Annotated in this window: 12 protein-coding genes and 1 pseudogene; 11 read left to right on the top strand and 2 right to left on the bottom strand. The window is 71.4% G+C overall.

Translation table 11 applies throughout. The features are described from left to right. Positions 1 to 279 precede the first annotated feature (279 nt). The 5 genes from ACFVH5_RS20070 to ACFVH5_RS20050 all read left to right on the top strand — a co-directional run bounded on the left by ACFVH5_RS20070 (position 280) and on the right by ACFVH5_RS20050 (position 4,456). Entirely contained in the window at positions 280 to 2,292 is a 2,013-nt protein-coding gene (locus ACFVH5_RS20070; RefSeq protein WP_385834991.1) for an ATP-binding protein, read from the top strand. Between the two features lie 83 nt (positions 2,293 to 2,375). Next, positions 2,376 to 2,810, top strand: a complete 435-nt coding sequence (locus ACFVH5_RS20065) for a roadblock/LC7 domain-containing protein (RefSeq protein ID WP_384803906.1) — start codon at positions 2,376 to 2,378, stop codon at positions 2,808 to 2,810. Positions 2,811 to 2,812: 2 nt separating this feature from the next. After that, positions 2,813 to 3,184, top strand: a complete 372-nt coding sequence (locus ACFVH5_RS20060; RefSeq protein WP_107019937.1) for a DUF742 domain-containing protein — start codon at positions 2,813 to 2,815, stop codon at positions 3,182 to 3,184. After that, a complete protein-coding gene (locus tag ACFVH5_RS20055) occupies positions 3,162 to 3,761 on the top strand; it encodes an ATP/GTP-binding protein (protein ID WP_107019936.1) in 600 nt (199 codons plus the stop codon). The genes ACFVH5_RS20060 and ACFVH5_RS20055 overlap by 23 nt, the downstream gene beginning before the upstream one ends. Next, on the top strand, positions 3,758 to 4,456 hold the full coding sequence (locus ACFVH5_RS20050; RefSeq protein ID WP_385834990.1) for a GAF domain-containing protein: 699 nt from the start codon (positions 3,758 to 3,760) through the stop codon (positions 4,454 to 4,456). The genes ACFVH5_RS20055 and ACFVH5_RS20050 overlap by 4 nt, the downstream gene beginning before the upstream one ends. A gap of 191 nt (positions 4,457 to 4,647) precedes the next feature. On the opposite strand, the pseudogene ACFVH5_RS20045 reads toward ACFVH5_RS20050, so the two are convergent. Beyond that, positions 4,648 to 6,547, bottom strand: a pseudogene (locus tag ACFVH5_RS20045) (DUF2264 domain-containing protein). Positions 6,548 to 6,857: 310 nt separating this feature from the next. Between ACFVH5_RS20045 and tdh the strand changes: the two are divergent. From tdh to ACFVH5_RS20020, 5 genes are all read left to right on the top strand, one after another. After that, positions 6,858 to 7,886 (top strand): L-threonine 3-dehydrogenase, encoded by a 1,029-nt coding sequence (gene tdh, locus ACFVH5_RS20040; protein WP_385834989.1) that lies wholly within the window; start codon positions 6,858 to 6,860, stop codon positions 7,884 to 7,886. Positions 7,887 to 8,007: 121 nt separating this feature from the next. Further along, positions 8,008 to 9,210, top strand: a complete 1,203-nt coding sequence (locus ACFVH5_RS20035; RefSeq protein ID WP_384804117.1) for a glycine C-acetyltransferase — start codon at positions 8,008 to 8,010, stop codon at positions 9,208 to 9,210. A 31-nt stretch (positions 9,211 to 9,241) separates the two neighbouring features. Then, entirely contained in the window at positions 9,242 to 10,168 is a 927-nt protein-coding gene (locus ACFVH5_RS20030) for a LysR family transcriptional regulator (protein WP_385834987.1), read from the top strand. Between the two features lie 98 nt (positions 10,169 to 10,266). Then, a complete protein-coding gene (locus tag ACFVH5_RS20025) occupies positions 10,267 to 10,839 on the top strand; it encodes a helix-turn-helix domain-containing protein (protein WP_385834986.1) in 573 nt (190 codons plus the stop codon). A gap of 44 nt (positions 10,840 to 10,883) precedes the next feature. Next, complete coding sequence (locus ACFVH5_RS20020) at positions 10,884 to 11,381, top strand: GNAT family N-acetyltransferase (protein ID WP_385834994.1); 498 nt, start codon at positions 10,884 to 10,886, stop codon at positions 11,379 to 11,381. Positions 11,382 to 11,394: 13 nt separating this feature from the next. Here the strand turns inward: ACFVH5_RS20020 and ACFVH5_RS20015 are convergent, their stop codons facing one another. Next, complete coding sequence (locus tag ACFVH5_RS20015; protein ID WP_385834985.1) at positions 11,395 to 12,672, bottom strand: RICIN domain-containing protein; 1,278 nt, start codon at positions 12,670 to 12,672, stop codon at positions 11,395 to 11,397. Positions 12,673 to 12,901: 229 nt separating this feature from the next. Between ACFVH5_RS20015 and ACFVH5_RS20010 the strand changes: the two genes are divergently transcribed. Continuing rightward, positions 12,902 to 13,261, top strand: a complete 360-nt coding sequence (locus ACFVH5_RS20010) for an MmcQ/YjbR family DNA-binding protein (RefSeq protein ID WP_384803927.1) — start codon at positions 12,902 to 12,904, stop codon at positions 13,259 to 13,261. Positions 13,262 to 13,266 lie beyond the last annotated feature (5 nt).

Raw genomic sequence — 13,266 nt, 5'->3', positions numbered from 1 at the left:
GAACTGCTCCTCGGCCCTCGCCGTTTTTCGTTGACCGCTTCTGACCAGGTCTGATCAGTTCAGCGAGACACGGAGGCGCATGTTCGAGGGGTTTATCGGTCTGTCGTACGAACGCTCATACCAGAGCGGGACGTGAGCCGTCGGACTTTGTCAACTGCCCACCGCACATGATGCGGTGGCGACTACTGTGAGTGGCCGCTGAGCGACAGAGGGCCTATTTCTTCGGCTCTCTCGACCGGGGGACCCCCACAGCCCCGCCACACCAGTACGAGGACGTAGATGTCTCACCTCCGCGCACCGGCCGCACGCGCAGACCGCCGCGAGGGCGGGCGGCACGGGCGACCGGTCGCCCGCATCGGCCCCACGCTGCCCGAGACCCACATACGCCCCCAACTGCTCCGCCTCGCGATCCTGCCGCCCCTCGCGGTGGCGCTCAGCGCGAGCGCCGCCGTGCTCTTCACCGTCCGCACGACCGGCGCACGCCCCGACCTCACCCTGTGGATCGTGCTCTCCGGAACCCTCGCGGTCGCTCTCGCGGGCATCGTGATCGCCACCGTGGCCGCGGACCGGGCCGCCCGGTCCGTGCACGACCGCATCCGGGCGCTGCGCCGCATCAGCGCCCGGGGCCAGGCCGATCTGCTCGGACTCGTCGAGACACTGCGCCGCGGTGACGGCCCGCCCGCACGTCGGCCGCGCAGCCGGCCCGCCGCGGACGCCGACGACTTCGACCTGCTCGCCGAGGACCTGGCGTCCGCCCACGACGGGGCGATCGGCGCGGTCGTCCAGGCCTCCCAGCTGTCCAGCCACGCGGGCAGCGAGCAGAAGGTCGAGGTCTTCGTCAATCTGGCCCGGCGGCTCCAGTCCCTCGTCCACCGAGAGATCTCGATCCTCGACGAGCTGGAGAACGAGATCGAGGACCCGGACCTGCTCAAAGGCCTCTTCCACGTCGATCACCTCGCCACCCGCATCCGCCGCCACGCCGAGAACCTCGCGGTGCTCGGCGGTGCCGTCTCGCGTCGGCAGTGGAGCAACCCGGTCTCCATGACCGAGGTGCTGCGCTCCGCGACGGCGGAGGTGGAGCAGTACTCACGGGTCAAGCTCGTACCGCCCATCGACGGGACCGTGCGCGGCCACGCCGTGGCCGACGTGATCCATCTGCTCGCCGAACTCGTCGAGAACGCCACGGTGTTCTCGGCGCCGCACACCCAGGTGCTGCTGCGGGCCAACGTGGTCACGTCCGGGCTCGCCGTCGAGGTCGAGGACCGCGGGCTCGGCATGCCGCTGGCCGAACAGCACAAGATGAACGCGCTGCTCGCCGACCCGGACCAGGTGAATGTGGCGAGCCTGCTCCAGGACGGCCGGATCGGACTGTTCGTGGTCTCCCAGCTCGCCCGCCGGCACGGGATCGCCGTCCGGCTGCAGACCAACATCTACGGCGGCGTCCAGGCCGTACTGGTCGTGCCGCAGGCGTTGCTGGGGGACGAGGAGGGCGCGCAGCCCGGGGAGCTGACGGCGGCGCCGAACGGGGTGAACGGGTCCCCTGTCCATGAGGTTGCGCCACATGGGGGCCCTGCACATGGGCTCCCCACACATGCGACCCCGACCCATGAGCGGTCGGCATATGGGACCCCGGCCCATGGGACGCCCCCACACGGGACCCCGGCTCATGGGATGCCGACACATGGGACACCAACACATGGGACCCCGGCGCACGAGACCTGGACCGCCGTGCCCGCGCAGGCGCATCCACAGGCGCAACCGGACGGTACGCACGTCGGGCTGACCCTCGTGAACGGGGGCGGTGGCGGTCCCGCCCCCCTCCCGGTGCGGGGGGCCGAGACCAGGGCCAACCCCGCCGAGGCCGTTCCCGGGATCCGGGCCGACGACAGGCAGGCCGTCGCCGAGAACACGGTCGCGCCGCCCACCCCGCGCAACGGCGTGGTGCGCGGCAGCATGACCAGGCCCCAACTGCCCAAACGGCGGGCGCAGGAACACATCGTGCCCGAACTGCGCGGCGGCCCCGCGCCCCGGCAGGAGTCCGAGTTCCTGGTGGGACACGACCCCGGCCTGATGGCGGCGTTCCAGCGGGGCATCGGACTCGCCGAGGCCCAGTGCAGGGAGATGGATTCCATGGGGCCCGCCCACATGGGGCCCGCCCACACGGGTCCGGCACACACGGGTCCGGCACACACGAGTCCGAGCCACATGGGGCCCGCCCCTATGGAGCCGACGCCCATGGAGCCTGCCCCCATGGAGCCCGCCCGGCACGACGGGAGCGCACCGGCCGGATGAATCACGCCGCCCCCGCCCCCACGCACACCCCCACCCACACTTCCGCTCCCGAAGACCTTCGTATTACAAGGAGTCGATCCCCCATGGCGAGCGATGTGCCGACCGGCCATGCATCCGATCTCGACTGGCTGATGAGCGGCCTCGTGCAGCGCGTACCGCACACCAGGAGCGCGGTGCTGCTCTCCTGCGACGGCCTCGTGAAGTCGGTGCACGGACTCGATCCCGACAGCGCCGACCACATGGCCGCCCTGGCCTCCGGGCTCTACTCCCTCGGGCGGAGCGCGGGCGTCCGCTTCGGCGACGGCGGCGATGTACGCCAGGTCGTCGTCGAGCTGGACTCCACGCTGCTGTTCGTGTCCACCGCGGGCTCCGGTACCTGTCTGGCCGTGCTGGCCGGGCGCGACGCGGACGCGGCCGTACTCGGCTACGAGATGGCGATGCTGGTCAAGAGCGTCCGCCCGTACCTGATGACCGCGCCGCGGCAGCACAGTGCCGAACCTCCGGCGATGAGGCCTTGAACGTGGCGGCGGCCGGCGACGGGCCCTGGCTCGACGGCGCGGCCGGCCGCCTGGTGCGGCCCTATCAGGTGAGCAACGGCAGGACCCGGCCGAGCACCGCGCTCGACCTCCTGTCCCAGGTGATGGCCACCGGCGTCACCCCCCTCGGTTACCTCGGCCCCGAGCACGCCCAGGCGCTCGAACTGTGCCGGGACCCCGTCTCGGTGGCCGAGGTCGCCGCGCATCTGAAGCTGCCGGCAGCAGTGACCAAGGTGTTGCTGTCCGACCTCGTCGACTGCGGGGCGCTGTCCATGAAGCCCCCGACGTTCCACCACAACCCCACTGACCGGTCTCTTCTGGAGGCAGTGCTCGATGGACTACGACGACAGCTCTGACCCTTTCCCCACCGCGTTGAAGATCCTGGTGGCGGGAGGCTTCGGGGTGGGCAAGACCACCTTCGTCGGCGCGGTGAGCGAGATCGCGCCGCTCAGCACGGAGGAACTGCTGACCACGGTCAGCGCCGCGACCGACAACCTCGACGGCATCGAGAACAAGGTCGAGACGACCGTGGCGATGGACTTCGGGCGTATCACCCTCGACGCGGAACATGTGCTGTACCTGTTCGGCACGCCCGGACAGGAACGGTTCTGGTTCATGTGGGACGAGCTCTCCGAAGGCGCGCTCGGCGCGGTCGTCCTCGCCGACACCCGCCGCCTGGAGGACTGCTTCGCCGCCGTCGACTTCTTCGAACAGCGCGGCCTCGGCTTCATCGTCGCCGTCAACGAGTTCGACGGCGGCTTCCGCTACGACCCGGAGGAGGTGCGCGCGGCCATCGACCTCGACCCGGGCGTGCCGGTCGTGCGCTGCGACGCGCGGATCTCCAGCTCGGGAGTGCAGACCCTGCTCACCCTCGTACGGCATCTGCTCGCCCACGCACCCACGCGCGCCCCGAGCCACGGAGCACACACATGAGCTACGACCCGTCGCGCGCGGCCGGTCGGCTGCTGCTCACGCCCGAGGACAAGGAGGCACCCGCCCGGACGTGCCGACTGCGGGTGCTGGGCCTGGGGGAGCGCGCGGAACCGGCCCTCGACGCCTTCGCGCGGCGGCTGGCCGAGCTGGCCGGGGCGCCGTACGCGATGGTCAACTTCGTCGGCGAGGAGCGGCAGTTCTTCGCGGGCCTGCATGCGCAGCCCCCACATGCCCGGCCCCTGCACTCCCAACCCCCGCATGCCCGGCTCCCGGACACCCGGCACGATCCCATGGACACCGGCACCGGCATCAGCGGCGATCGTGGCGGCGGCAGCGGCGGTGACACGATCCGCGGTGACGCCGACCTCGGCCGCTCGGCCCCGCCCTCCATCGGACCCGGCCGCCATATGGCCCGCGACTATGGGTTCTGCCCCCATGTGGTGGTCCGCCACAAGGCGCTGGTCCTGGAGGACGTGCGCGACTACCCGCGCTTCGCGGGCAATCCGGTCGTCGACGAGTACGGCATCCACTCCTACCTGGGCGCCCCTCTTCTCGACCGTACGGGCATCGCGCTCGGCACGGTGTGCGTCACCGATGTCGAACCCAGGCCGTGGGGGAGGTCGGGCCTGGACACCATCAAGGCGATGGCGGCGGAACTGGTCGAGCAGATCGAGCTGAGGGAGGGCGGGCCCTGACCGGTACCAGCCACCGGCTACCGGCTACCGGCTACCGGCTACCGGCCACCGGCCACCGGCCACCGGCCACCGGGCACTGGCCCACGGCCACGAGTACGCCCGCGCCGCCCACCGGCGACGTCGTACGGAGCGGAGCCACGGGTGAAGCCGTACGGAGCCTTCGGCGAAGCCGTGCGGAGCTTCCGGTGAGGTCATACGGAGACCGTGTCGCCCTCCGGGAAGGTGATCCGGACCTCGTGTCCTTCGACCGCGCAGGACACCGACTCCCGTAACGCCTGGGGGTGCACCGAGTCGCGGGTCAGCGCGAGCAGTGTGACGTACACACCGCCGTCGCCCGGGTGGCCCGCGGCGCACCGGAGGTACGGCGTCGCCGAGTGCGGACCGAAGGCGTTGGCCTCGGCCTCGCGCGCGATGCCCGTGTCCTCGTCCCAGCCGTGCAGCGCCACGACGACACTGGTCAGCCCGTCACCGGTGCGCGCCAGTGCCCAGCCGTACCCGCGCTCCGAGGTGGGCCGAGCGGGGCCGGCGACCGCGTAACCGCCCTCCCGGACCGTCACACCGGGCGGTGCGAGCACCCGGTGCACGCGGATCTCCCAGGGGCCGCGCAGCACGCTGGTGGTGTCGATCGTGAACCGCTCCTTGCCGCCGGGTACCCGGCCTTCGTGGCGGGAGGCCGCCGTCCGTCCGGAACAGTGCAGTGGGACGACCGTCCGTCTGCGCGACGGGGTGCCGTCCGCGGCCACCAGTGCCACATGTCCGTCGACGGCCCGTTCCCCCCGCGTGCGCGGCGGCCTCGGGAGCCGTCGCCGTCGAGTAGCCGAACTTCGCGGAGTAGGGATCGTCCTCGACCGGATCGCCCCCAGAGACCCCGGCCGGTGAAGTGCCGTCGCCGCCGTGGTTAATCAGGCGCACGATGCCGTCGCGTTTCGTGCCGTGCAGCAGCCAGCCCGTCGCCGGGAGCGCGGTGTACCGGTCCGACTCCTCGACCGGCAGGGGCAGTTCGCGTGCGGTCCACACCGGGTGCTCCGGAGGAAGCAGCAGGCCCAGGAAGCCGGTGCTCGCCCCGTACGGCGACGCCGGTCCCGAGTGCGGCCGGGCCAGCGGCAGGAACGTCTCGTACCAGCCGAGCGGCAGCAGCCCCCGTTCGTCGGGCACCCCGCGCTCGACGAAGTGCCGTACCGTGCCGGACGCCAGCCGCCTGGTGAGGCCCGGGGCCAGCGGCGTACAGCCGGCGAGGGCGCCCAGCCACGCCGGAGTGACGGCGGCGAAACGGTACGCCAGGGAGCGCCCGTGGTGCACGGGAGCGCCGTCGCCGCCGAAGAAGTGCGGGTGCACGGTGAGATACCGGGCGAGCCGGTCCCGGAAGACCTGGCCACGACCGCCGCCCCCGCCGCCGGCCATCCGGCTCCACAGCAGCGGATACAGGTGCAGGGCCCAGCCGTTGAGGTGGTCGAAGGTCCGGCCCTCGCCGTCGCTGTACCAGCCGTCGCCCGCGTACCAGTCGTCCAGCCGGTCGAGTCCGGCGTCGATGTCGTCCTGCCGGTACGGCGCGCCGACGGAGGCGAGGAACTGCTCGGTCACCACCTGGTGCAGGCGCCTGTGGTCGTCCGGGGTGCGGCGGCCCACGACTCCCCACAGCCAGTCGACGATCCGCTCCCGTGTCCCGCCGTCCAGGCGGTCCCAGATCCAGCGGCGGCTCTCGTGGAGGGCGACGGCGATCGTGGCGGCCTCCGACATCTGCCGGGAGCAGTCGGTCAGTTCGGGCCAGGCCTCGCCGCCGTCGCGGTCGGTGCCCGTTGTCAGACCCCGCGCGTAGCGTTCCACAAGACGGGGATCGACCTCGCCCTGTGACCCGGCGATCAGGAAGGAGGCCAGCAGAAATGACCGTGCGAACCCCGCCAGTCCGTCCGCGACCACGCCCGACGAGGAGGTCCGGCCGGGCAGCCGGTACTGCGCGTGTCCCGGCGTGGCGTACGGGACCAGGGCCTCCAGCAGCCGGTCGGCGAGCGTCTCCCAGTGCGCCCGCGTCCAGCCGGTGTGCGGCGACAGGACGTGGTCGGCGGGCGGCAGGGACACATGAGGTGCGGGCATGGCGGGACTTCCGACTCCTCGGTCGCCGGGGCGGTTCCAGCTCTCCGGTCCAGTTCTCCGGTCCGGCGCCCCGATGGGGCGCGCTGATCCGGCGTTCTGGTCCTGTTCTCCGAAGAGGGATACGGCCGGTGGCCGCCGAAAGATCAATGGGAGGCCGACGGTGTGAAGGAAAGCTGCGGCGGTGGTTAAGAAAACCTCGATGGACCCGGGGGGCCGATGTACGGCAGATTGCTGCTCGAATCCACTCCTCTCCCCGGTGCGGGCGTCCTTCGGCATGCCTGGATCCGGGACCTCACGCACGGGAGCCCCGTTGAAGGCGCTGGTCAAGGAGAAGGCGGAGCCCGGGCTGCGGCTCATGGACGTACCGGAGCCGGTCGTCGGCCCCGGCGAAGTGCTGATCAAGGTCCTGCGGACCGGGATCTGCGGCACCGACCTGCACATCCGCAACTGGGACGGCTGGGCGCAGCAGACGATCAAGGCACCGCTCGTGCTCGGCCACGAGTTCGTCGGCGAGGTCGTGGAGACGGGCCGTGACGCCGGCGAGATAGCGGTGGGCGACCGGGTCAGCGGCGAGGGCCATCTGGTCTGCGGGAAGTGCCGCAACTGCCAGGCCGGCCGGCGCCATCTGTGCCGTGCGACGGTGGGCCTCGGGGTCGGCCGCGACGGCGCGTTCGCCGAGTACGTGGCACTGCCCGCGTCCAACGTCTGGGTGCACCGCGTCCCCGTCGACCTCGACATCGCCGCGATCTTCGACCCGTTCGGCAACGCCGTGCACACCGCGCTGTCGTTCCCGCTGGTCGGGGAGGACGTACTGATCACCGGGGCGGGCCCCATCGGCCTGATGGCCGCCGCCGTCGCCAAGCACGCGGGCGCCCGGCACGTCGTCGTCACCGACGTCAGCGAGGACCGCCTGGAGCTGGCCCGCAAGATCGGTGTCACCCTCGCGCTGAACGTCGCCGAGTCGGGCATCGCCGACGGCCAGCGCACCCTCGGCCTGCGCGAGGGCTTCGACGTGGGCCTGGAGATGTCCGGCAATCCGGTCGCGATGCGGGACATGCTCGCCAACATGACGCACGGCGGAAAGATCGCCATGCTCGGACTGCCGTCCGAGGAGTTCGCCGTCGACTGGTCCCGGATCGTCACCTCCATGATCACGATCAAGGGCATCTACGGCCGCGAGATGTTCGAGACCTGGTACGCGATGTCGGTCCTCCTCGAAGGCGGCCTCGACCTCGCGCCGGTCATCACCGGCCGCTACGGCCACCGCGACTTCGAGGCGGCCTTCGAGGACGCTGCGAGCGGCCGTGGCGGCAAGGTCATCCTCGACTGGACCCTGTAAGGACCTGGACCCTGTAAGGACCTGGACCCTATAAGGACCTGGATTCTGCAAGGCCCTGGACCCGTAAGGACCTGGACCCACCTGGACTCCTCAAGGACTCCGGACCCCGTAAGGACTGATGATGTTCGACTCCGTACGTGACGACCTCCGCACCACCCTCGACGAGATCCGCGCCGCGGGCCTGCACAAGCCCGAGCGTGTCATCGGCACCCCGCAGTCCGCGACCGTGACCGTCACCTCGGGCGGCCGCCCCGGTGAGGTCCTCAACTTCTGTGCCAACAACTACCTCGGTCTCGCCGACCACCCGGAGGTCGTCGCCGCGGCCCACGAGGCGCTCGACCGCTGGGGCTACGGCATGGCGTCCGTGCGCTTCATCTGCGGTACGCAGGAGGTGCACAAGGAGCTGGAGGGGCGGCTGTCCGCGTTCCTCGGCCAGGAGGACACGATCCTCTACTCGTCGTGCTTCGACGCCAACGGCGGGGTGTTCGAGACCCTGCTCGGCGCGGAGGACGCCGTGATCTCCGACGCCCTGAACCACGCGTCGATCATCGACGGCATCCGGCTGTCCAAGGCCCGCCGGTTCCGCTACGCGAACCGTGACCTCGCCGACCTGGAACAGCAGCTGAAGGAGGCCGCGGGCGCCCGCCGCAGGCTGATCGTCACCGACGGCGTCTTCTCCATGGACGGGTACGTGGCCCCGCTGCGCGAGATCTGCGACCTCGCCGACCGCTACGACGCGATGGTCATGGTCGACGACTCGCACGCCGTCGGCTTCGTGGGCCCCGGCGGCCGGGGCACCCCCGAACTGCACGGCGTCATGGACCGCGTCGACATCATCACGGGCACCCTCGGCAAGGCGCTCGGCGGTGCGTCCGGCGGTTACGTCGCCGCCCGCGCCGAGATCGTCGCGCTGCTGCGCCAGCGGTCGCGCCCGTACCTCTTCTCGAACACCCTGGCCCCGGTGATCGCCGCCGCCTCGCTCAAGGTGCTCGACCTGCTGGAGGCGGCCGACGACCTGCGCGAGCGGCTCGCCGCCAACACCGCGCTGTTCCGTTCCCGGATGACCGAGGAGGGCTTCGACATCCTTCCCGGCGACCACGCCATCGCCCCGGTGATGATCGGGGACGCGACCGTCGCCGGCCGGATGGCGGAGCTGCTGCTGGAACGCGGGGTGTACGTGATCGGCTTCTCGTACCCCGTGGTCCCGCAGGACAAGGCGCGCATCCGCGTCCAGCTGTCCGCCGCGCACTCCACCGAGGACGTGAACCGCGCGGTGGACGCCTTCGTGGCGGCCCGCGCGGAGCTGGCGGGGGACACCGCCTGAATCTTCCCGAAGTCCTGAGACAATCAGCCGCATGATCGAAGCGCGGCGGCTCCACATCCTCCGGGCGGTGGCGGACCACCGGACGGTGACGGCCGCCGCCGCCGCGCTCTACCTCACGCCCTCCGCGGTGTCCCAGCAGCTGACCGCCCTGGAGCAGGAGACGGGACACCGGCTGGTGGAGCGCGGCGCCCGGGGCGTACGGCTGACTCCGGCCGGTGAGATCCTGCTCGGCCACACCAACGCCGTCCTCGCGCAGCTGGAGCGGGCCGAGGCGGAGCTGGCCGCGTACAGCTCGGGGTCGGCCGGTACGGTCAGCGTCGCCTCCTTCGCGACCGGCATCGGCCTCGTCGTCGCGCCCGCCCTGGCCCGCCTCGCCCGCACGGCGCCCGGCATCCTCCTGCGCGTCCAGGACGCCGAGGGCGACGCCAGCCTGCCGATGGTGCTCGACCGCCAGGTGGACGTCGCGGTCGCCGTCGAGTACCGGGGCGCCCCGGACGCCGACGACCCCCGCCTCGCGCACATCCCGCTGTACGCCGAACCGTTCGACGCCGTCGTGCCCCAGACCCACCGCCTCGCCGACCGTACGGAGGTGCCGCTCGCCGAGCTGGCCAAGGATCCGTGGATCGGCCCGTACCCGGGCAACCCCTGCCACGACGTGGTGGTCCTGGCCTGCGAGCACGCCGGTTTCCAGCCCCGGCTCGAACACTCCTCGGACGACTTCCGGGCGGTGGTCGCGCTGGCGTCGGCGGACGCGGGAGTCGCCCTCGTACCGCGTTCGGCCCTGCAGGGCATGGACCTCGCGGGCGTGGTCGTGCGCCCCGTCGACGGCGTCGCCCCCACCCGACGGGTCTTCGCCGCCGTACGCAGGGGAGCCGAGACCCACCCCCTGATCCTGCCGGTGCTGGAAGCGCTGGCGGAGGTGGCGGAAGCACCACCCGACGTCCCGCATCTGGGATAGTGTCCCGAATCTGGGATAGCATTCCGGATGTGAGACGAGATGAAGGCGCGGCCCCCGCGGATGTTCCCGCAGCCGCCCACCCGCATCCCAGGGACCCCATGGACCCAACGGACCCCGTGGACGTCCGGCTCGGCGCCCGGCTGGCCGAGCTGCGGGCCGAACGGGGCTGGTCACTGGGCGAGTTGGCGGAACGCAGCGGGGTGAGCCGCTCGACCCTGTCACGCGCCGAGCGTGCCGAGATCAGCCCCACGGCCTCGCTCCTGAACCGACTGTGCGCCGTCCACGGCCGCACCATGTCCCAGCTCCTCAGCGAGGTCGAGGCCGAGGCGGCACCGGCCCCGCTGGTACGCGCCGCCGACCAGGCCGTCCGGGAGGACCGGGCCGCCGGTTTCGTACGCCGCTCGGTGTCCCCGCCGCACGCGGGGCTGCGCGGCGAACTCGTCGAGGGGCGACTCACCGCGGGCGCCGACATCGCCTACGACCGGCCGCCCGTACCCGGCCTCGAACAGCACATCTGGGTCCTCGACGGGCAACTGGACATCACGGCCCAGGACATCGAGCACCGGCTCGACACGGGCGACTGCCTGCGGCTGCGGGTGTGGGGCCCCACGCGGTTCCGCTGCCCCGGTCCGCGGGACGCGCGCTACGCGCTGGCGGTGGTCCTGCCGTGACCGCCCTGGCCGCCGTGACCTGCGTACGACTGACGGCCGATCAAATGCTGTCCGCGGCCCACGAGTTGGCGGATCTGCTGACCGACACGGTCGACGGCGGCGCGTCCATCGGCTTCCTCGCCCCGCTCGACCGTGCCACGGCCGTCGACTGGTGGCGAGGGCGGGCGGACGCGCTCACGGACGGCTCCCTCGCCGTGTGGGCCGCGTACCTGGACGGCCACATCGTCGGCACGGTGAGCCTCGTCCTCCCGGACAAGCCCAACAGCCGGCACCGCGCCGAGGTGGCGAAGCTGATGGTGCACCGGGAGGGACGGGGGCGCGGCCTCGGGCGCTCGCTGCTCGCCACGGCCGAACGCGCGGCCGTCGAGGCGGGCCTGACCCTGCTCACCCTGGACACCGAGACCGACAGCCCGGCCGAGTCGCTCTACCGGTCGGCCGGGTGGACCAGGGCGGGCATGATCCCCGACTACGCGAGGACGCCGACGGGCGAGCTGCACCCCACCACGCTCTACTACAAGGACGTGTCGGCTCCGCCCGAGTGAGTCCGCCGCCCGTTCATGAACGGGTGAAGATCCACTCGTGGTTGTTCTGGCCCTCCGGGGCACAGGGCCAGATGATCAGGCTGCGCGTGGAGTCGTCGTTGGCGTAGGAGTCCAGGCACTGGTTGTTGCTGGCGGCGTTGCGTATCCAGAACCTGCCGTCGGACTGCTTGTCCAGCCACCACAACTGGTTGTCGTTCGTGGTGCCGTTGCACGGAAACTCCGTGACCTTGGTGGCACCTCCGACGCCCTGGTAGCCGGGCAGGTCCAGGCACATGCTGTCCATGACATTGCGGATCTGGAAGAGCGGTACTCCGCCGGGCCCGGCGTTGGCGTAACGCTTCTCGACGTTCCACAGCTGGTTGTCGTCGGTGTTGCTGTTGCACGTCGCGTGGGTCACCGGCCCGTCCGCCCGGCCACTGCTGAAGCCGGGGATGTCCACGCAGGTGCCGTTGGTGTTGTTCTTGATGAGCACCCTGGTCATGACGGCCGGCAGCGTGCTCGGCGCCTTCTTCGCGACAGCCTTCTTCTTCTTTTTGCTCGGCGAAGGGCTGGGCTTCGGGGATGGTGCGGCGGCCTCCTCCGCGACGGGCGGCGCGGCCACGGGCTCGGCCTTCTTCTCCTTCTTCTTCTCCGGCTCCGACTTCGAGGGGGAGGGAGCCTGGGTCTCGAAGACGCCGGCCGGGCCGCCGGCCTCGTTCAGGACGGTGTCGGAGGCCGCGTTGTCGACGTTCCTCTTCTCTTCGTCCTTGTCCGTCACCGTGATCAGCAGCGGTACGGCGATCAGGATGGCACCCGCCAGCGCGGCACCGGCGAGCACCGGCTTACGGGGCCTGCCGACCGCGCTCTGGGTGGAGACGGCTGTGTTCTTGCCGATGGCGGCGGTCGCTATGGCCTCGTGCTGCTCCCTGGTGGCCGCGGCGGAGACCGCCTGCGCGTCGCTTCCACCGGCTGCCTCGCCCTCGGAACTCCCGGTGGCGCCTTGCGCGTTCTCACCGGCTCCGGCTCCGGCTCCGGCTCCGGCCTCCGCCTCGGGCTTCCCGGCCTTCTCAGGGTCGCTCCCGGCCTTCTCGGCGTCGGGGGCTGCGGCGGAGGGGGCAGGGGCGGGGTCGGCACCGGCCTCCGGTTCGCTCGCGGCGGGCTTTCCCGCGTCGGTGCCCTCGGACGTGGAGGCGGTCTGGGGCTTACCGGCGCCGTCGCCGGAGAGCTGGGCCGCGACGGCCTCGGCGTCGGGAGAGCCGGCTTCCGCTGCGCGGGCGGAGGATTCTCCCGATGCCTGCTGCTGGTCGGACATGTACTTCCATACCTTTCCTCTGGGCCAACGGGGAAGAGAGGAAACTGTTGTGGGGCGGGACACGACCCGGGATACGGGGGGCGCGGGACGTGCGGCTGGGGCCAGAGTAGTTGGTGTGGTGTCGGGAGCAGTCGTCCAGGCGGTGAATTACCGGAGCTCAGGCCCGGGTTGCGGCGTCTTCGGGCCCAGGACGGCGGTTGTGTCAGTGCCATTGGTTACGGTGCGTTCCATGCAGGATGCCGATGACGTACGCCGAATCTGTCTCTCTCTGCCGGACACCGTGGAGAAGATCGCCTGGAGCATGCCCACCTTCAGAGTGGCGGGGAAGATGTTCGTCACCCTGCCCGAGGAGGAGACCTCCATGGCCGTGCGCTGTCCGAAGACGGAGCGCGACGAACTGGTTCTCGCCGAGCCCGAGAAGTTCTGGGTCGCCGATCACGAGGCCGGATCCGCGTGGGTGCGGGTGCGACTGGCGGCCGTCGAGGACGCCGACGAACTGCGGGACATCCTCGCGGACTCCTGGCGGCAGGCGGCACCGACCCGGCTGCTGGACTCCTACCCGGAGTTGGGTGTCGTGGCGGACGGCTGAGAGGG

Origin of the sequence: Streptomyces sp. NPDC127119, from assembly GCF_042677425.1 — a bacterium.
Taxonomy (GTDB): domain Bacteria; phylum Actinomycetota; class Actinomycetes; order Streptomycetales; family Streptomycetaceae; genus Streptomyces.
This window is presented reverse-complemented; position numbering and strand designations above follow the sequence as displayed.